Source organism: Microbispora sp. ATCC PTA-5024, from assembly GCF_000511135.2.
GTDB classification, from domain to species: Bacteria; Actinomycetota; Actinomycetes; order Streptosporangiales; family Streptosporangiaceae; genus Microbispora; species Microbispora corallina.
Genome location: NZ_KI866523.1, coordinates 322,014 through 340,173 on the forward strand (window position 1 = coordinate 322,014; position 18,160 = coordinate 340,173).

General features: G+C 72.6%; 17 protein-coding genes. 1 reads left to right on the plus strand and 16 read right to left on the minus strand.

Annotation, left to right across the window (positions count from 1 at the left end):
• The 11 genes from MPTA5024_RS13975 to dacB all read right to left on the minus strand — a co-directional run.
• A partial coding sequence (locus MPTA5024_RS13975; RefSeq protein ID WP_036324417.1) for a DUF3180 domain-containing protein occupies positions 1–245 on the minus strand: 245 nt, incomplete at its 3' end.
• 11 nt (positions 246–256) lie between these two features.
• Positions 257–757: a 2-amino-4-hydroxy-6-hydroxymethyldihydropteridine diphosphokinase gene (folK, locus tag MPTA5024_RS13980; protein ID WP_036324418.1), complete on the minus strand. Its 501-nt coding sequence runs from the start codon at positions 755–757 to the stop codon at positions 257–259.
• A complete protein-coding gene (gene folB / locus MPTA5024_RS13985) occupies positions 754–1,116 on the minus strand; it encodes a dihydroneopterin aldolase (protein WP_036324419.1) in 363 nt (120 codons plus the stop codon). The genes folK and folB overlap by 4 nt, the downstream gene beginning before the upstream one ends.
• Before the next feature lie 40 nt (positions 1,117–1,156).
• Positions 1,157–1,579, minus strand: coding sequence for a nuclear transport factor 2 family protein (locus MPTA5024_RS13990; RefSeq protein WP_036324421.1), 423 nt, complete (start codon positions 1,577–1,579; stop codon positions 1,157–1,159).
• Positions 1,580–1,603: 24 nt separating this feature from the next.
• On the minus strand, positions 1,604–2,476 hold the full coding sequence (gene folP / locus MPTA5024_RS13995) for a dihydropteroate synthase (RefSeq protein ID WP_036324422.1): 873 nt from the start codon (positions 2,474–2,476) through the stop codon (positions 1,604–1,606).
• A 248-nt stretch (positions 2,477–2,724) separates the two neighbouring features.
• Positions 2,725–3,354 (minus strand): GTP cyclohydrolase I FolE, encoded by a 630-nt coding sequence (gene folE, locus MPTA5024_RS14000; RefSeq protein WP_442922047.1) that lies wholly within the window; start codon positions 3,352–3,354, stop codon positions 2,725–2,727.
• Positions 3,312–5,318 (minus strand): ATP-dependent zinc metalloprotease FtsH, encoded by a 2,007-nt coding sequence (gene ftsH / locus MPTA5024_RS14005; protein ID WP_036324425.1) that lies wholly within the window; start codon positions 5,316–5,318, stop codon positions 3,312–3,314. The genes folE and ftsH overlap by 43 nt, the downstream gene beginning before the upstream one ends.
• A gap of 267 nt (positions 5,319–5,585) precedes the next feature.
• Positions 5,586–6,143 (minus strand): hypoxanthine phosphoribosyltransferase, encoded by a 558-nt coding sequence (gene hpt, locus MPTA5024_RS14010; RefSeq protein WP_036324426.1) that lies wholly within the window; start codon positions 6,141–6,143, stop codon positions 5,586–5,588.
• 12 nt (positions 6,144–6,155) lie between these two features.
• Positions 6,156–7,142, minus strand: a complete 987-nt coding sequence (tilS, locus tag MPTA5024_RS14015; RefSeq protein WP_036324428.1) for a tRNA lysidine(34) synthetase TilS — start codon at positions 7,140–7,142, stop codon at positions 6,156–6,158.
• A gap of 41 nt (positions 7,143–7,183) precedes the next feature.
• Positions 7,184–8,233, minus strand: a complete 1,050-nt coding sequence (locus MPTA5024_RS14020) for a zinc-dependent metalloprotease (protein ID WP_198167147.1) — start codon at positions 8,231–8,233, stop codon at positions 7,184–7,186.
• 187 nt (positions 8,234–8,420) lie between these two features.
• On the minus strand, positions 8,421–9,800 hold the full coding sequence (gene dacB / locus MPTA5024_RS14025) for a D-alanyl-D-alanine carboxypeptidase/D-alanyl-D-alanine endopeptidase (RefSeq protein WP_051458153.1): 1,380 nt from the start codon (positions 9,798–9,800) through the stop codon (positions 8,421–8,423).
• A gap of 86 nt (positions 9,801–9,886) precedes the next feature.
• Here dacB and MPTA5024_RS14030 point away from each other — a divergent pair, with 86 nt between their 5' ends.
• Positions 9,887–10,396, plus strand: a complete 510-nt coding sequence (locus MPTA5024_RS14030; protein ID WP_036324430.1) for an inorganic diphosphatase — start codon at positions 9,887–9,889, stop codon at positions 10,394–10,396.
• An 85-nt stretch (positions 10,397–10,481) separates the two neighbouring features.
• On the opposite strand, the gene MPTA5024_RS43485 is transcribed toward MPTA5024_RS14030, so the two are convergent.
• From MPTA5024_RS43485 to MPTA5024_RS14055, 5 genes are all read right to left on the minus strand, one after another.
• A complete protein-coding gene (locus MPTA5024_RS43485) occupies positions 10,482–11,669 on the minus strand; it encodes a C40 family peptidase (RefSeq protein ID WP_036324432.1) in 1,188 nt (395 codons plus the stop codon).
• 249 nt (positions 11,670–11,918) lie between these two features.
• On the minus strand, positions 11,919–14,081 hold the full coding sequence (locus MPTA5024_RS14040) for a sigma-70 family RNA polymerase sigma factor (protein ID WP_157099465.1): 2,163 nt from the start codon (positions 14,079–14,081) through the stop codon (positions 11,919–11,921).
• Positions 14,082–14,218: 137 nt separating this feature from the next.
• Complete coding sequence (locus MPTA5024_RS14045; protein WP_036324433.1) at positions 14,219–15,316, minus strand: saccharopine dehydrogenase family protein; 1,098 nt, start codon at positions 15,314–15,316, stop codon at positions 14,219–14,221.
• A gap of 218 nt (positions 15,317–15,534) precedes the next feature.
• A complete protein-coding gene (locus MPTA5024_RS14050) occupies positions 15,535–16,311 on the minus strand; it encodes an FxLYD domain-containing protein (protein ID WP_036324435.1) in 777 nt (258 codons plus the stop codon).
• Positions 16,312–16,465: 154 nt separating this feature from the next.
• The gene (locus tag MPTA5024_RS14055) at positions 16,466–18,103 is read right to left on the minus strand and encodes an ABC-F family ATP-binding cassette domain-containing protein (protein ID WP_036324437.1); all 1,638 of its coding nucleotides are present in this window, start codon (positions 18,101–18,103) and stop codon (positions 16,466–16,468) included.
• Positions 18,104–18,160 lie beyond the last annotated feature (57 nt).

Sequence of the window (18,160 nt, forward strand, 5' to 3'; positions counted from 1 at the left end):
TTGGCCAGCGCCGCCAGCCGGGCGACGGCGAGCGGCTCGACCGGTTTCGTGCCGGGCCGCCGCAGGATCCGCGCCCGGGTCAGCCAGCCCGTGTAGGCCTCGCCGATCGCCAGCAGCAGCGTGGTCGGGATCGCGGTCCACGGCACGGTCGGCAGCGTCGAATAGGCCTCCTGCAGCACGCCCCACGTGAGGAGCGCGAACACGATGACGAGGCCGACGAGCACACCGGGGTTGCTGGGCTTCACAGGGCTCCTCGTCACACAGGGGGTACGAGCGACAGGTCGGCGCGCAGCCGCACCCCGCTCTGGTCGACGCCGGCCAGCAGGGCCGCCACCGACCCGCGCCCGGGCAGCACCGCCGCCGGGTCGGCCTGCGCCCAGGGGACCAGGACGAAGGCCCGCTCGTGGGCGCGCGGATGCGGCAGCGTCAGCTCGGGGTCGTCCGACAGGAGCGAGCCGACCATGATCAGGTCGACGTCGAGGGTGCGGGCCCCCCAGCGCTCCTCGCGGACGCGGCCGAACGCGTTCTCCACGCCCTGGGCCCGGTCGAGCAGCGTCCGGGGGTCGAGCATGCTCTCCCCGATCACCACGGCGTTCAGGTACGGCCCCTGGTCGGGCCCGCCGACGGGATCGGTCTCGTACACCGGGGACACCGCCACGAACGTCAGCCCCGGAGCCTCGAACAGGGCGTCGAGCGCGCCCTGCAGGTAGTCGATCCGGCGGCCGAGGTTGCTGCCGAGCGCGAGCACGACCCTCATGCACGACCCCTTCTGATGGTCACCACCACGTCGCCGAACGGCAGGGGGATGGGCGCCGCCGGCTTGTGCACGCTGATCTCCGCCTCCTCCACGAGGTCGTGGGCGAGGCAGGCGGCGGCCAGCCGCCCGGCGAGCGTCTCGATGAGGTCGACCGGCTCGCCCTCGACGATCGACACGAGCTCCTGGGCCAGCGCACCGTAGTCCACCGTCTTGGACAGATCGTCGGAGGCCGCCGCCGGAGCCGTGTCGAGGAACAGTGTCGCGTCGACGACGAACTCCTGGCCCAGCTCGCGCTCGGCCGGCAGGCAGCCGTGCCGCCCCCGCGCCCGCAGCCCCGCCAGCCTGATGCTGTCGGTCACCGGCTCTCCCTCCAGCTCACCCGGGCCCGCACGCCCACCGTCACTCCTCCTGGTCCTCCTCGTCGTCCCCCTGGAGGACGGGCGAGCCGTGGTAGAGCCACAGCCGCCAGCCCTTCGGGGTCCGGACGTAGGTGTTCGAGGCCACGACCCGTCCCGCCGCGAACCCGGGCTCGTCGGTGTCCGCGGCCGTCAGGATGTTCTCCGCGCAGGTCAGCACCGCCACGTCGCCGATGACCGTCGTCTGCACGTCGGTCAGGACGAACTGGATGTACGGGGTGTTCGCCATGATCAGCGCCCAGGAGCGCAGCACCTCGGACCGGCCGGTCAGCATCGGCCAGCCCGGGTGGACGCACATGGCCACGCGGGCGCCTGCGTCCTCGATCCAGATCTCCGACATCTTGTCGAGGTCGCCGCTCTCGATGGCGTTGTAGAACGCCTGGTTGAGCTCCTCGATGTCCTTCATGGGCGTCCCTGTCGGCAATGTCATTCACCGGCCTTCGTCGGTGTGTCGTCCAGTGGCTGCCCTCCAGGCGGCGGCGACACGCACGGCGTCGGCGTTCGGCGCCACCTTGTGCACCCGCACGCACCAGGCGCCCGCCTGCGCCGCGAGCGCGGTCACCGCGAGGGTCGCGTCGTCGCTGCCGTCGAACGGACGGGGGCTGCCGTCCGGGCCCGGCAGCAGGCGCCCGAGGAACCGCTTCCTCGACGCCCCGATGAGCAGCGGGTGGCCGAGCCGGTTGAGCGCGCCGATGCCGGCCAGCAGCGACCAGTTGTGCTCGGCGTGCTTGGAGAACCCGAGCCCGGGGTCGAGCACGATCTGGTCCTCCCGGACGCCCTCCGCCAGCACCGAGTCGACTCGTTTGCGCAGCTCCTCGCACACCTCGGTCACCACGTCGCTGTAGATCGCCCGGCTGTCCATGTCGCTGCTGTGCCCGCGCCAGTGCATCACCACGTACGGCACGCCGGAGGCGGCCACCACACGCGGCATGGCGGGGTCGGCGAGACCGCCGCTCACGTCGTTCACCAGCCGGGCGCCCGCCGCCACCGCCGCCTCGGCGACCTCGGCCCGCATCGTGTCGACGCTGACCGTGACGCCCTCCTGGGACAGCGCGCGGATCACCGGCTCGACGCGGCGCAGTTCCTCGTCGAGCGGGACGCGGGCGGCTCCCGGACGGGTGGACTCGCCGCCGACGTCGACGATGTCGGCGCCCTCGGCCACCAGGTCGAGGCCGTGCCGGATCGCGACGTCCGGGTCGAACCAGTGGCCGCCGTCCGAGAACGAGTCGGGCGTGACGTTGACCACGCCCATGACCAGGCAGCGCCCCGGCTCGGGCATACCGGGCACGCTCCGTGTCGTCATTCCCCCTCCTCGCGCGGGGCACGTGGGCGGATGACGGCGGTCACAGTCTCTATCGGCTCACTCGCTTCACTCGATCGCTCGCAGTCCAGCCTAGGGGTTCGCCGGTCGCCATCGGTCCGGCGGGTCCGCCCGGCCCGTAACGAATCGACGGCGTCCCCGGCGGCGGCGCGCGAAGCGCGGTGGGGGCCGCTCGCGGCGCACGCAGGCAGCCGGAAGATCCCGCCGGGACACCGGCGGGACCCTCGGGCTCAGCCGCGGAGGATGAGGGACATGGCCTCGGCGCGGGTCGCCTCGCTCGACCGGAAGTCGCCGCGGACGGCCGAGGTGATCGTCTTCGCGCCCGGCTTGCGCACGCCCCGCATCGTCATGCACATGTGCTCGGCCTCGATGACGACGATCACGCCGCGCGGCTCCAGGACCCGCATGAGGCCGTCGGCGATCTGCGAGGTCATCCGCTCCTGCACCTGTGGGCGGCGAGCGTAGACGTCCACCAGCCTGGCCAGCTTGGACAGGCCGGTGATCTGCCCCTTCTCGTTCGGCGTGTAGCCGATGTGGGCCACGCCGTGGAACGGCAGCAGGTGATGCTCGCAGGTCGACATCACCTCGATGTCCTTCACCAGCACCATCTCGTCGTGGTCGGCATCGAACATCGTGGTGAGCGCGTCCTCCGGACGCTGTCCCAGCCCGGCGAACTGCTCCGCGAACGCGCGGGCCACCCGCGCCGGGGTGTCCCGGAGCCCGTCGCGATCGGGGTCCTCCCCGATCGCGAACAGGATCTCGCGGATGGCCTTCTCGATCCGCCCGTGGTCGAACCCGGGGTGCGGCTCGGCCACGGTCAGGCCTCGTCCCGCTGGGTCGTCGCCTGGTCGCCGAGCCACGGCGCCGGGCCGTTGCCGGCGGGCAGCGCCGAGCCGTTGCCGTTCGCCCGCTCCTTCGGCGTGATCACCGGAGGACGGTCGGACGGGAGCCGCTTGCCGTAACCGGCGTAGGAGGGCCGCTTCTCCTTGGGGACGACCGGCGAGAAGATCTCCAGGACCTGCTCCCGGGAGAGCGTCTCCTTCTCCATGAGCTCCAGGACCAGGTTGTCCAGGACGTCGCGGTACTGGACGAGGACCTCCCACGCCTGGTCGTGCGCGCTCTCGATGAGGCGGCGGACCTCCTCGTCGATCGCCGAGGCGATCTGCTCGGAGTAGTCGCGCTCGTGGCCCATCTCACGGCCGAGGAAGACCTCGCCGTTGCCGCTGCCGAACTTGCGGGCGCCGAGCCGCTCGCTCATGCCGTACTCGGTGACCATGCGGCGGGCGATGGAGGTGGCCTTCTCGATGTCGTTGGACGCGCCGGTGGTGGGCTCGTGGAAGACGAGCTCCTCCGCCGTGCGGCCGCCGAGCAGCATGGCCAGCTGGTCCATCATCTCGGACCTGGTCGCGAGGAACTTGTCCTCCATCGGCAGCGTCATCGTGTAACCGAGGGCGCGGCCGCGGGACAGGATCGTGATCTTGTGGACCGGGTCGGAGTTGGGGAGCGCGTGCGCCACCAGGGCGTGGCCGCCCTCGTGGTAAGCGATGATCTTCTTCTCCTGGTCCGACATGACCCGGGACTTGCGCTCAGGACCGGCCATCACGCGGTCGATCGACTCCTCGAGGGTCGACATCGTGATGAGCTTCTGGTCCTGGCGGGCGGTCAGCAGAGCCGCCTCGTTGATCACGTTGGCCAGGTCGGCGCCGGTGAAGCCGGGCGTCCGCCGCGCGATGACGTCGAGGTCGACGTCCGGCGCGAACGGCTTGCCGCGGCCGTGGACGCGCAGGATGCCCTTGCGGCCCTCCAGGTCGGGCCGGTCGATGACGACCTGACGGTCGAAGCGGCCGGGACGCAGCAGGGCCGGGTCGAGGATGTCGGGCCGGTTGGTCGCGGCGATGAGGATCACGCCGCCCTTGACGTCGAAGCCGTCCATCTCGACGAGGAGCTGGTTGAGCGTCTGCTCGCGCTCGTCGTGGCCGCCGCCGAGGCCCGCGCCGCGGTGCCGGCCGACGGCGTCGATCTCGTCGATGAAGATGATCGCGGGGGCGTTGGCCTTCGCCTGCTCGAACAGGTCGCGCACGCGGGAGGCGCCGACGCCGACGAACATCTCGACGAAGTCGGAACCGGAGATCGAGTAGAACGGCACGCCGGCCTCGCCGGCGACCGCCCGGGCGAGCAGCGTCTTACCGGTTCCGGGCGGGCCGTACAGGAGGACGCCCTTGGGGATCTTGGCGCCGATGGCCTGGAACTTGGCCGGGGCCTGCAGGAACTCCTTGATCTCCTGGAGCTCCTCGATGGCCTCGTCGGCGCCCGCCACGTCGGCGAACGTCGTCTTGGGGGTGTCCTTGGTGATCAGCTTGGCCCGCGACTTGCCGAAGTTCATGACGCGCGAGCCGCCGCCCTGCATCTGGTTCATGATGAACAGGAAGATGAGGACGATGATGATGATCGGCAGGAAGCTCACCAGGAGGCTGACCAGGAAGTTCTCCTTGGGCACCTCGACGGTCCAGCCCTTGTCCGGCTGCGCGGACGCCAGGGCCTGCGTGAGCTGGACGCCCTGACCCTCGACCCAGGGGGCCTGGATCCGGTCGGTGGACTTGCCCGCCACGTCGATCGGGCTCTTCAGCGTGAGCTCGATCCGCTGGTCCTTGTCGACCACGGTGGCGTTCTTGACGTTGTGCTGCTGAATCTGCTGGACGACCGTGGAGGTGTCGGCGGTGGTGTAGTTTCCGTCGCCGCCGAACATCGTGGTGACGAGCAGGAGAAGCACGACGATGCCCAGGATCCACAGCAGTGGGCCACGTGTAAATCGCTTGAGATCCATCCGTTGCGGAACCCCGGCGGGCCCGTCCCTTCCTGACCAAGGCCTACCCCGGGAAACCCCGGGGACGCGGCATCCCTTACCGCTCCTTCTGTCTACCCGTAGGTAACCGTGAGGCACCACACGGATATCCGAAGGTACACCCGGCGACCGCGTCGGGTAACTTCCCGGGCGTCTCCGGCTTTGCCCTTCCAACGTACGTCAGGCAATGCCGTGTTCCCGGACCTGGGAGCGAATAACGCACGATTGCCGGGACACTTCGCTCAGGGCTTACTCCCCGCCGTACACGTGGGGGGCGAGGGTTCCGATGAACGGCAGGTTGCGGTACTGCTCGGCGTAATCGAGGCCGAACCCGATGACGAACTCGTTCGGGATGTCGAAACCGACGTACCGGACGTCGATCGGGACCTTCACGGCGTCGGGCTTGCGCAGCAGGGTGCAGATCTCGACGCTGGCCGGGTTGCGCGACTTCAGGTTGTTCATGAGCCACGACAGGGTCAGGCCCGAGTCGATGATGTCCTCCACGACGAGGACGTGGCGGCCCTCGATGTCGGTGTCGAGGTCCTTGAGGACCCGCACGACGCCGGACGACTTGGTGCCCGCGCCGTAGGACGACACGGCCATCCAGTCCATCTGGACCGGGACGTGCAACGCGCGGGCGAGATCGGCCATGACCATGACGGCGCCCTTGAGGACCCCCACGATCAGGAGCTCCTCCCCCGCGTAGTCGGCGTCGATCTGGCCGGCGAGCTCCTTGATCTTCGCCTGGAGCTCTTCTTCCGGGATGAGGACGCTGGCGAGGTCCCTGCCCATGTCGGCGGCATCCACCTGGGGTTTTCCTTACGAGAGTGAGACGTTGTCGACGGCGAATATCAGGGTGCCACAGCGTCTGACCACACTTACCCCCCCGGGGAGCCCTGCGGACTTCTGCCCGTGCCAGGCCGTGACCAGCCGCTCGGCCTCCTCGATGTGCACGGCGGCGAGCGCCGACGCCGGCGCCCCCGCCTCCACCGCCGCCCGCTGGATCACCCGGCGCCGCACCGCGCCCGGCACGGCCGCCAGGACGCTCACCGACAGCTCTCCGCCCGGGCCCCGCGCCCGGTCGTGGACCTCGCCGGCCCACTGGTCGAGGGCGTCCGCGTCGTCCCGGCACAGCCGCGCCGTACGGGCGAGGGCCTCGGGGACGCCGGGCCCCAGCGCGGCCGACAGCGCCGGGAGCAGGTCGCGCCTGACCCGGACCCTGCCGTACGCCGGGTCGTCGTTGTGGGGGTCGTCCCAGGGCTTCAGGCCGAGGGCCTCGCACGCCTCCCGGGTGCGCGAGCGGGTCAGGCTCAGCAGGGGACGCCGGTAGAGCCCGCTGACGTCCGCCATGCCCGACAGGGACCGGGTTCCGCTGCCCCTGGCCAGCCGCAGCAGCACGGTCTCCGCCTGGTCGTCGAGCGTGTGGCCGAGCAGGACGGCGGCCGCCCCGAGCCGTCCTGCGGCCGCGGACAGCGCGGCGTAGCGGGCGTCGCGGGCCGCCGCCTCGGGGCCGCCCGCGCGGCCCACCGCGACGGTGAGGGCCTCGGCGGGGTCCAGGCCCAGCGTGGGCGCGAGCCGTACGAGGTCGGCGGCGCGCCCGGCCGAGCCCTCCTGGAGGCCGTGGTCGACCGTGAGCAGCCCGGCCCGCAGGCCGAGCCGGGGGGCGGAGAACCCCAGGGCCGCCGCGAGCGCGAGCGAGTCGGCGCCGCCGCTGCACGCCGCGAGCACGAGCGCCCCGGACGGCACGTCCGCGAGCGACAGCCGTACGGCGCGGCGGACGTCGGCTACGGCGGGATGCGGGCCCATGCAGCCATTGTGGCCGCCCCGGCCCGGGACGGGGACGCCGGTCAGGAGGCCGCGAGCACCCGGGACATCCAGAGGCGGGGCTCGGCGATCTCCTGCCGGTCGGGGAGGGTCTCGGGGGAGGTCCAGACGCGGTTGAACGACTCCATGCCGGCCTCGTCCACGACGGTGCGGACGAACCGGGAGCCCTCGGCGTACTGCTTCATCTTGAGCTCGATGCCGAGCAGGCGCCGGACGAGCTGGTCGATCCGCGACCCGCCCTCGCGCCGGCGCTGGAACTTGGCCCGGATCTCGGCGACCGACGGGACGACGGACGGTCCGACCGCGTCCATCACGTAGTCGCCGTGGCCCTCGACCAGCGTCATCACGGCGGTGACCCGGTCGAGGACGGCCTTCTGCTCGGGGGTCTGGATGGCCTCGATGAGGTTGCCCTCGCCGCCCTTGAAGGCGTCGGCGACCGCGTCGGAGGCGGCGCGCAGCCGCTCCAGGAGGGTCGTGAGGTCCATCTCGGAGGCGAGGAGGAACTCGGTCATCTGGCCGCGCACGTACTCCCGCAGCCAGGGGACCCCGGTGAACTGCACCCGGTGGGTCTCCTCGTGCAGGCACACCCACAGCCGGAAGTCGCGGGGGTCGACGCCCAGCTCGCGCTCGGCGTGGACGATGTTGGGCGCGACCAGGGTCAGGCGGCCCGTGGGGGCGGCGCCGGACGGGTCGGGCGGCAGGAACAGCTCGTACTGCCCCAGCACCCGGGAGGCGAGGAAGGCCAGCACGGCGCCCACCTCGAGGCCGGTGATGCGGGAGCCCACGGCCCCGACGATCGCCGGCATGTTCGACATCTTGTCGGTCAGCGGTTCGAGCACGACCCGGAAGCCGTCCACGTTGGCCCGGATCCACCCCGGCCGGTCGACGACCGTCGCGGCCTCGGGCGGCGCGGAGTCGATGCGGGTGAACTCCCGCACGTGGCCCTCGGCGTCGCGGGACAGCCGCCTCAGCTCGGCGACCGCCTGCCTGGCCTCCTCCCGGCTCACCTGAGGCCCGGGGCGCACGAGGCGGACACCGGTCGTCACGGCCAGATCCCAGTCGATCACCTGCATACCCACCACCGTACGTTCTCGTCGGTCGCGCCGCGCGAGCGGTGTTGCGAGGGGCGCGGCCGTGTCTGGACTGAGGAGTGAGGAAGCGAGGAACGGGCTTCCGGAGCGACGAGGGCCGCGTTCATCGCGGCCCTCGTCGCTCCGCGCGGCCGCGCGAGGCGGCCCCGGGCCGGTGCGAGCGCACCGGTCAGCTCTGGGAGACGATCGTGGCCATGGTGTCCAGCGCGGTCACCGCCCCCTGCGCGTCGGCCACCTCGTCGGCCATGAACGCGAAGGTCAGGAGCCGCCCGTCGGTCGTGTACGCGATGCCGGCCAGGGTGTTCACCCCCGTCAGCGTGCCCGTCTTGGCGCGGACCAATCCGGCGCCGGCCTGCGTTCCCCCCTTGCCGTAGCGGCCGTGCAGGGTGCCGGTGAAACCGGCGACCGGCAGACCGCTGATCAGGGAGTGGAGGGCGGGGTGCGCGGGGGAGGCGGCCGCGGCCAGCAGGCGGGCGAGCGCGGCCGGGGTGATGCGGTTCCTGGTCGACAGGCCGCTGCCGTCGTTGACCTCGATGCCCTGGTCGACGCCGAGCCGGCCCAGCACCCGGTGGACGGCGTCCACCTCGCCGAGGAACGTGTGGGGCAGGCCCTCCTTGATCGCCACCTGACGGGAGAGGGCCTCGGCGAGGTCGTTGTCGCTGAGCGTGAGCATGCGTTCGACCAGCGCGTAGACGGGTGGGGACTCCACCCGGGCCACCTCGGCCGCCCCGGCGGGCGCCCTGCCCTCGTCGACGCTCTTGCCGACCTTCACGCCGTTCCTCCTCAGCAGCCCGGCGAAGGCGTCCGCGGTCGCCCGCGGCGGGTCGGCGAAGCGGCCGCCGGTCGGCGCGCGCCCCTCGTCCATGGTCAGGGCCGTCACCGGGGCCACGGTCCCCTCGGGGACGTAGTTGGGCTTCCAGCCGGGTCCGGTCGTCGGGCCGCCGAACAGCGAGGCGTCGTACGACAGGTCGACCGAGGTGATCCCGGACGCCTTGAGGGCCTTGGCCGTGCGGTAGGCGAGCTGGGACAGGGACGCCGGCCGGGGGTAGACGTCGTCGTCCCGGTCGGCCTTCGGCCCGGCCAGGGTGGGGTCGCCTCCCCCGACGAGGACGATCGAGCCGGGCTTGGCGCCCTTCACGACTGTGGTGGACAGCTTCGCGTCGGGGCCCGCGGAGGACAGCACGCTCACCGCGGTGACGATCTTGGTGGTGGAGGCGGGCGTGACGGGCCGGGACGAACGGCCGTCGAAGAGGGTGGCGCCGGTCCGCGCGTCGAGCACGACCCCGGCGACGCTCCTGCCCAGCGCGGGGTCCCCCATCGCGCCGCCGAGGCGGCTCGTCAAAGTACCCTTGGCGGGGACAGCCCCGTCCCCCGCCGCGGCCAGAACAGGACCCGCGGTCACCAGGGGGGTCGGGGCCGGTTCCGGAGACGCGATCGGGGCCGGCGTCCTCGCGGCGTCATGCGTGATCACATAGCTGCCCGCGAGGACGACGAAGATCTGCAGCAGGGCGAGGGTGGCGACCACCACCCACCGCTCACGTCGCACCACGTCACCCTCATTTCGCGCCGACCGGAATCACGCTTACGAGACATTAACGCCAGCCCGGGAAACCGGGGGCTCGAGCGGAGGAACCAGTGGAGTTCGACGTTGTCGTTGAGATTCCCAAGGGACAACGGAACAAGTACGAAGTCGACCACAAGACCGGCCGCATCCGACTGGACCGTCTGCTCTTCACCTCGACCCAATACCCCGCCGACTACGGCTTCATCGAGGACACGCTCGGTGAGGACGGAGACCCTCTCGACGCCCTCGTGCTGCTCCAGGAGCCGACCTTCCCCGGGTGCCTGATCAAGTGCCGGGCCGTCGGGATGTTCCGGATGACCGACGAGAAGGGCGGCGACGACAAGGTGCTGTGCGTCCCCGCGACCGACCCCCGCATGGAGCACATCCGGGACATCCACCACGTCGCCGAGTTCGACCGGCTGGAGATCCAGCACTTCTTCGAGGTCTACAAGGACCTGGAGCCCGGCAAGTCGGTCGAGGGTGCGAACTGGGTGGGCCGCACCGAGGCCGAGGCCGAGATCCTGGCGTCGATCAAGCGGTTCGAGGAGACCGAGGAGACCGAGGAGGGGAAGGAACACTGAGCCGGGGAACGTTCCGCGGATCCCGCCGCGAGGAGCCGCCGTACGGGCGGCCGGAGCGGGTGGACGGTCCACGGGACGGCCACTCCTAGCCCGGCCGGGTGGCGCCGATGAGGTCGCGGCGCCAGATGGGCGCGATGCGCACCACGTCCCCCGTCTGGGGGGCGTGGACCATCAGACCTCTGCCGATGTAGATGCCCACGTGGTGGATCGTGCCGGGGTTGCGGCTCACGCGGCCGTAGAAGACGAGGTCGCCGGTGCGGAGACTCTTGATCGGGACGTGTCTGCCGGCGTTCCACTGGGTGCCCGTCCAGTGGTCGAGCGGCACCCCCGCCCGTTGCCAGGCCCGCATCGTGAGGCCCGAGCAGTCGAATCCCGAGGGGCCGGCCGCGGCCCAGACGTACGGCTTGCCGAGCTGTTTCAGGGCCCATTGGGCCGCCATGCCGCCCCGTCCCGCGCCGGCCCTCCCGGCCCACGACGGCACGGCCACGCCTTTTCGGCGGGCCACCGACCGGACGCGGGTCGTCCGCTCCTTGCGCACCCTCGATCGGTGTTGCTCGTTACTGGCCTGTTTCAGCCGGTCGACCTGGGAGCGGGCCGCGTCGAGCCGCCGGGAGATCTCCTCCTTCTGCTGCTCGAGCTCGCGGGTCCGCCCGGTCTGCTCCTGTACGGCCTGCTCCGCGGCCTCCTTGGCCAGCCGGACCTGCTCGGCGCTGTTCACCTGCTCGTCGTAGGCCCGTTCGGCCTGGGTCCTGAGGATCGCGTACACCCGCTGCGCGTCGCGCAGTCGCTGGAGTTTCGCCTCCTGCTCGTCGCCCAGTTGCGCGAGCACGCTGGCTCTTCGCAGGAACCCGCCGAGGTCGCCCCATCCCGCGATCAGTGCGGCGCTCGACGGGTCGACGCCCAGCCCGTCGTAGCTCTGCGCCGCATCGGTCGCGACAGAGTCCCGCAGCCGGTCGTACTGCTCGCCGGCCTGCCGGAGCCGGAGCTCGGCCTGGTCGTAGCTCTGTTTCGCCGCCGCGAGCCGCACCAGCTCGCCGTTGTACGCCTCGACCAGCCGCTCGGCCTCCGCCGCCAGGTCCTCCTGGCGGGCCTGGGCCGTCGCCAGGTCGGCCTCCGCCCTGCCCAGCTCGTGGGCGCGGTCGTCCGCCTGCTGCCGTGCCTTCGCGACCTCACTCGCGGAAGGCCCCCGATCGGCCCCGGCGGGAGGGCAGAGGGTCAGGACGAGACCCGACCCGAGCCCCACGACCAGGCCCGATGCTCTGAGGAGTGGCATTCCTACCCCTTCCTTGCTCCACTCCCCTCACTTCCCGGCCGCTACTCTCCGTACACATCTAAGACGCGGACAGTAATCGGCATATGCAGTAGATCGTCCTGGTAGGACGCGCTTTTCTGGTCCGCCCGGGAGGCCCGGGTCGGTCACGTTCTGTAACCGCGACTGACCGCGATCGGACGCGATCTCGGAGGGCGGCGTCACCCCGGGGAAGCCGGTGACGACGGACCCTCCCCGCCGACTCCTCGCCGGTCAGCGAGGCGGCGCGAAGCGGCGGTTGCGGCGCCCGGACGCCTGCTGGGTCGGCCGTGCGGGCGGGGTCGCGGCGCCGCCGCCGGGCGTCCCGCCTCCGCCGCCTCCCGTCCCGTCCCCGCCGTCCCGAGAGTCCGAGCCGTCCCGAGAGCCCGAGCCGTCCCGGGAACCAGAGCCGCCCCTTGAGCTCGAACCACCAGACGAACCCGAGGCACCCGAACTGGAGCCGTCCCGAGAGCTGGAGCGGTCGCGGGAGCCGGGGTTACCGGAGCCGTACCGGGAGCCCGAACCCGAGGCACCGGAGCCGGAGTTGCCCGATGCGCCGGTTGAGCCGGAGCCGGAACCGTCCCGAGAGCTGGAGCGGTCGCGGGAGCCGGAGTTGCCGGAGCCGTCACGGGAGCCGTCGCCCGGGTGGTCTCGCCGATCACCGCCGGACCGGCCGCGGCCGCCGTCGTCGGAGCCGCGCGAGGAATCCCCGGACGAGCCGCCGGACGAACTCCCGGACGAACCCCCGGGCGGACGACCCGACGAGCCGACGAACGAGCCTCTGGGCGGGCCGCCGCGGCGGTAGCCGCCCCGGCCGTCCCGCCGGTCGCCCGGGTCGCGCGACGCCTCCTGAGAAGCGTTCGCCGACGGCGTGGTCGCGGGACTCGTGGTGGGCGTCTGCGTGGGAGACCCGCCCGGGGTCTCGGGGCAGTCGTGCCCGGAGCCCGGATGGTGCTGGTGGTCGCGGCCCGGCAACTCCCCGCCCCGCCGCCAGGGCCGCGGGTTGCGTTCGTGCCAGTGGGCGGGCGGCGGACCGCCCTCGGGGCCGGAGTCCGTCGGGCTCACGGTCGGAGTCGGGCCGGTGGGGTCGGCCGTGGGCACGGTGGGGGACGGCGTGGGCGACGGACCGGACGGCCCGCCGGGCACCGGGCTCGACGGCACGCCCGTGGGCGGCCGCGGCGGCGGCGGGGGGACCGCCGGCCGCTGCGTCGGCGAGGGCTGGGGCATCGGATGCGGCAAGGGCTGGGGGCCGGCGGGCATGACCGGGACGACCGGCTCCACCAGGTCGCGGGAGAGTGGAGGGAGCGGCGACCGGACGACGCTCGGCACGGCCGTGGCCGGCGTGTCCTCGGGCGTCGCCGAGCCGGACGTCGTGCCGGACGTCGAGGGAGCCGGGATCGTGCCGGCGGGCGCCGGGCGCCGCGCCCCGATCTCGGCCGCCCACTCCTTCGGCGTATCGGCGAACTGGGCGAACACCAGCGCGATCGCCGCCACCGCGGCGACGGTGGCCACGGCTCCGGCCAGCGCCTGCGCCAGCCGGCCCTCGCGGCGCGTCCCCACGACGGGGAAGCCGGAGGGGTCGAGCCGGCCCACCCGCCGCGCGACGTACCGCCGGTACGGCACGAGCTCCGGATCGATGAACGAGCTGAGCACCCGCACGCGCAGCGTGTCCGGGAGGGAGACCAGGGGCAGCAGTCCGAAGACCTTGGCCGGGGAGATCTGCCGCAGGCGATGGCGCGAGCAGGTCTCGCACCGGGACAGGTGCCTCACGAGGTGGGCGCGCGTCTCGGAGGTCAGCTCACCGGTGGAGCCGGCGAGCAGCGCGCCGGCCCGCTCGCAGTCGCGGGAGGACCTGCGGGCGAGGACCTCGGCGGTGACGGCGTCGCGCAGGCGGTCGGTCGCCGCGTCCAGCAGGGCCTCAGCATGGCGTTGGCCCCCGCCGAACACGGCGGCCAGGTCGGCCGGCGACATGCCGTGCCTGGCGGTCAGCTCGAGGATCTCGCGGTCGCGGTACGACAGGCTCCCCACCGCGCTCGCGGCGACCAGTCGCAGGTCGGCGTCGGCTCCGTCCGCCGCGGGGCTCGCGAAGGGCAGGGTGGCGGGGGCGGGGGAGGGAAGGGACCGCGTCCGCTCCTCCTCGCCGGGGGTGCGCCGGCGCATGCACTCGCCCCGCGCGAGGGCGTACAGCCAGGGGCGGAACGCGGCGGGGACGGTCAGCGACCCGACGAGGGCCTCGGCCGCGATCAGCGTGTCGCGCAGCGCGACCTGAGCGCCGTCGGGACCGGACAGCAGCGATCGGCAGTAGCGGTAGATGTTCTCGGCATAAGTGTCATAAAGGGCGGCCAGAGCTCCCGGATCGCGAGCACGCAATGCCTCGACCAGGACGCCATCATTCATATAACTGAGCGTAAAGGCTCAGTAACTGCCCGCTCTACCGATTCTCGCGAAGTCGCGTGACTACATCGACAGCATTTACGTTTTGCCGCTTTGGTGGAAAATCCAGAGAATTAGCCCGGCGAAAGGGATTTTTCCGATCAGGCCGCTTCGTTGAGCCCCGCCTCCGCGCAACCCTGGGTCAGCGCGTCGAGGCCGAAGGCGTCCACCGGCCCGAGGGCTCCCGTCCCCCGCACGCCGTCCTCCAGCGCGGTGACGGCCGCCCAGGCCAGGACCTCGGCCGTGAAGTCGTACGGGTCGCCGCCGTCCAGCTCCACCGCGGCCAGCAGCCGCCCGCGCCCGTCGTACGCCTCGGCGACGATCTGGGACGAGACATCCGGGGCGGCGGCGGCCGGCGTTCCCCCCGCCCGCAGCACCCGGTCGGCCAGCGCCTCGGTCGCGCGGCGCACGCCGGGGATCGCGGCGACGAACGGGGTCGCCCGGGCCAGCAGACCGGCCGGTCTGGTCAGGGCGCCGAGCCAGCCGAGGTACACGTTGACCTCGCGCAGCCCGGGACGGGCGGGCGGCAGCGTGAAGTGCTCCGACGCCCCCACGGCCAGGCCGTGCCGCCGCCGGCCGCCCACCTGGAAGACCCGGGTGCGCCCCTCCTCGCGGACGATCCGGCCCTCCCGGAAGCCGTGCATGGGTTCGAGGATCATGCCGAGCGCGGAGGCGCGGGTGCCGGCGCTGGCCCGGCGGGCCATGTCACCGCTCACGAAGTACCCCACGTCGACCCGGACGGCCTCGGTCCCGGCCTTGTCCAGGGCCAGGGCGGCGGCGAGGTTGCCGGGCACGTAGTCGTACCCGAAGGCGGTCAGCAGGGCCGCGCCCCGGGCCGCCGCCGCCGGGCCGTACCGCTGGAAGACCCGCTTGATGAACGGCGGCTCCCCGGTGCTGTCGAGGTAGACGGCTCCGGCGTCGATGGCGCCGGTGACGGCCGCCTCACCCCAGCGCAGGAACGGGCCGACCGTCGAGATCAGCACGTCGCCCGGCTCGACGAGCCTGCGCACCGACTCGGGACGGCTCACGTCGGCGACGGCCGTCGGCGGGTCCGTGCCCAGGGAGGCGGCCAGAGCGTCCAGCCGGCCCTGGTCGCGTCCGGCGAGGAGCGGGCGTGCTCCGCGCCTGACCAGGGCCTCGGCGGTGAGCCTGCCGGTGAACCCGGTGGCTCCGAAGAGCACGATCCGCGCGGTCGTCATCCCGCTACGGTAACCGGGCGCCGGCACGCCCCCCGGCAGCGGGGCGGCGGCCTCCGCGCCGCCTCCCGCCGCGCGCCCCCTTCCGTGAGGCTTCCCCGGGCCGCCTGCGGCCGGCGCCGCCGCATCGCGTCCCGCCGGCCGCGCGTCGCCCTGTCGCGCTCCCGCGGCGCCGCCGGAGGCCGGCGACCCGGCATCGCCTCCCGGCGCGTCCGGCCCGCTCACTGCCGGCGGTCGGCCATCGGCTGGTACCCGCGGTCCTTCTCGAACGGCTCGGTACTCGGCATGACCGTGTGGAGCGGGGCGGCGCCGCCGCGCACGAGGTCCACGTACGGCTTGGCCGTCGCGCCCCACGTGCCGGCCGTGATGTCGGTCCTGGCCACCTTGGCGCCGTTCAGGCCGTCCACGGTGATGACGAACCGGCGCCGTGCGCCGGGGGCGACCCGGTCCACGTACGAGGTGGCGCCCCCGAGGAGTTTGCCGGCCGCGTCGCGCAGCAGGGCGGTCACCGACAGGCTCGGGGCCGCCTTGGCGAAGGGGTCGGTGACGTAACCGGTGACCAGGTAGGAGCCGTTAGATACCTTCTCGGTGAGGATGTCCGACACCGGGAAGGCCAGGAACGCCGAAGGGATGCGCGGGGTCGGCCGCCACGAGGCCGGCCGGTAGCGGATGGTCACCCGGACCGGCTTCCCGGTGGCCACCACCTGACCGCTGAAGGGCAGCGTGCGGCCCGGCGGCACCGCGTCGAGCGGCTGCTCCATGTGGACGACCTCCTTGCCGGCGGCGTCCACGGCACTGATCACGGCGCTCGCGTTCTCCCCGAAGTGCCAGCGGTTCGGGTTGGCCAGCAGCCCGGCCCAGCTCACCACGTAGCCGGCGCCCGACTGCGAGATCGAGGAGGCCTGCTCCTCGACGGCGAGCGGCCGGAGGTCCGGCGAAGTGTCTTCCCTCGCGCACCCGGCCATCGCGACGGCGATGGCGGCGAGTGCGATCGTCATTCGGCAACGTCGCGTCACTTAGCCGTCATAACCCCTGAATGGGACGGCGACCCCGGGGACACGCGCAGGCCGTACGGTATCTTTACCGGCCTCCATCGCGTATCCCTGGAGACGCGATTTTCGTCATTTACCGCTTTTACAGTTATTTATCCACTCATCGTTGCCGGACGACCCGGGTCTCATCCCAGACCGGCTCGGGCGCCTCGTACACCCGCCCGTCGGAGCCGAAGACGAGGTAGCGGTCGAAGTCGGCGGCGAACCAGCGGTCGTGGGTCACGGCCAGCACGGTCCCGTCGAACGCGTCGAGACCCTCCTGCAGCGCCTCGGCGCTGGCCAGGTCGAGGTTGTCGGTCGGCTCGTCGAGCAGCAGCAGCGTGGCGCCGGACAGCTCCAGCAGCAGGATCTGCAGCCGCGCCTGCTGGCCGCCCGACAGCGTCTCGAACCGCTGCTCGGCCGTTCGCCCGGCCAGCTCGTAGCGGGCGAGGGCCTTCATCGCCTCGTTCTTGAGCCGCGCGTGCTCGGTCATGACGATCTCGCAGGGCGTGCGCCCGGCCAGCTCGGGACGGGCGTGGGTCTGGGCGAAGTGCCCCGGGACCACCCGGGCACCCAGGCGGGCGACGCCCGTGTGGGCGACGTCCTCCCCGGCGACGAGCCGCAGGAAGTGGGACTTGCCCGACCCGTTCGAGCCGAGCACCGCGACCCGCTCGCCGTACCAGATCTCCAGGTCGAAGGGCTTCATCAGCCCGGTCAGCTCGAGGCCCTCGCAGATCACGGCCCGCTTGCCGGTCCGGCCGCCGCGCAGGCGCATGCTGATGAGCTGGTCCTTCGGCGCGACCTCCGGCGGGCCGGCCTCCTCGAACCTGCGCAGCCGCGTCTGCGCGGCGTGGTAGGCGGGGGCCATCCCGTCGTTGTACGTCGCCTTCTGCTTGAGCATGACCACCAGCCGCCTGAGCTTGGCGTGCTCCTCGTCCCACCGGCGGCGCAGCTCGTCGAGCCGCTCGTTGCGCTCCCTGCGCGCCTGGGCGTAGGTGCCGAAGCCGCCGCCGTGGACCCACACGTTGCCGGCCTCGACAGTCACGATCCGGTCGGCCGCGTTGGCCAGCAGCTGCCGGTCGTGGGAGACCAGCAGGACGGTCTTGGGCGTCTCCCGGAGCGCGTTCTCCAGCCAGACCTTGCCCGGCACGTCGAGGTAGTTGTCGGGCTCGTCGAGCAGGAGCACCTGGTCGGGGCCGCGCAGCAGGGCCTCCAGCACCAGCCGCTTCTGCTCGCCGCCCGACAGTGTGGCGACGTCCCGGTACTTCACGTTGTCGTACGGCGCCCCGAGCGCGGCCATGGTGCAGGTGTCCCAGAGCACCTCGATGTCGTAGCCCCCGGCGTCCGTGTAGTCGGTGATGGCCTGGGCGTACCGCATCTGGGTCTTCTCGTCGTCCCGCTCCATCATGACGAGCTCGGCCTCGTGCAGCCGGGCGGCCGCCTCGCGCACCCGTACCGGCGCGACGCTCAGCAGCAGGTCCTGGACCGTGCGGCTGTCGCGGCCGTCGCGGCCAGGGCCGCCGTCGCCGCCGCGGAGGCTGCCGATGAACTGGCGCATCACGCCGAGCCCGCCCGCGTGGTTCAGGGAGCCCTCGACCGGCTGGAGGTCGCCGGCGACCAGGCGGAGCAGCGTGGTCTTGCCCGCGCCGTTCGGTCCGACGAGGGCCGCCTTGACGCCCTCCCCCACGCGGAACGACACGTCGTCGAGCAGCGGCCTGCCGTCCGGCAGGACGTACGTCAGATGGGCGACTTCGATCACGGTGAGCCTGCACGATCAATCGGACGGAGGGGGCCACCGGCCAGGGTAGGAGCAGGC

Bases quoted from the DNA above. Each gene is read 5' to 3' on its own strand.
- folK (WP_036324418.1), bottom strand. From the start codon at position 757: ATGAGGGTCGTGCTCGCGCTCGGCAGCAACCTCGGCCGCCGGATCGAC.
- MPTA5024_RS13990 (WP_036324421.1), bottom strand. From the start codon at position 1,579: ATGAAGGACATCGAGGAGCTCAACCAGGCGTTCTACAACGCCATCGAG.
- folP (WP_036324422.1), bottom strand. From the start codon at position 2,476: ATGACGACACGGAGCGTGCCCGGTATGCCCGAGCCGGGGCGCTGCCTG.
- ftsH (WP_036324425.1), bottom strand. From the start codon at position 5,318: ATGGATCTCAAGCGATTTACACGTGGCCCACTGCTGTGGATCCTGGGC.
- tilS (WP_036324428.1), bottom strand. From the start codon at position 7,142: ATGGGCCCGCATCCCGCCGTAGCCGACGTCCGCCGCGCCGTACGGCTG.
- MPTA5024_RS14020 (WP_198167147.1), bottom strand. From the start codon at position 8,233: ATGCAGGTGATCGACTGGGATCTGGCCGTGACGACCGGTGTCCGCCTC.
- MPTA5024_RS43485 (WP_036324432.1), bottom strand. From the start codon at position 11,669: ATGCCACTCCTCAGAGCATCGGGCCTGGTCGTGGGGCTCGGGTCGGGT.
- MPTA5024_RS14040 (WP_157099465.1), bottom strand. From the start codon at position 14,081: ATGAATGATGGCGTCCTGGTCGAGGCATTGCGTGCTCGCGATCCGGGA.
- MPTA5024_RS14045 (WP_036324433.1), bottom strand. From the start codon at position 15,316: ATGACGACCGCGCGGATCGTGCTCTTCGGAGCCACCGGGTTCACCGGC.
- MPTA5024_RS14050 (WP_036324435.1), bottom strand. From the start codon at position 16,311: ATGACGATCGCACTCGCCGCCATCGCCGTCGCGATGGCCGGGTGCGCG.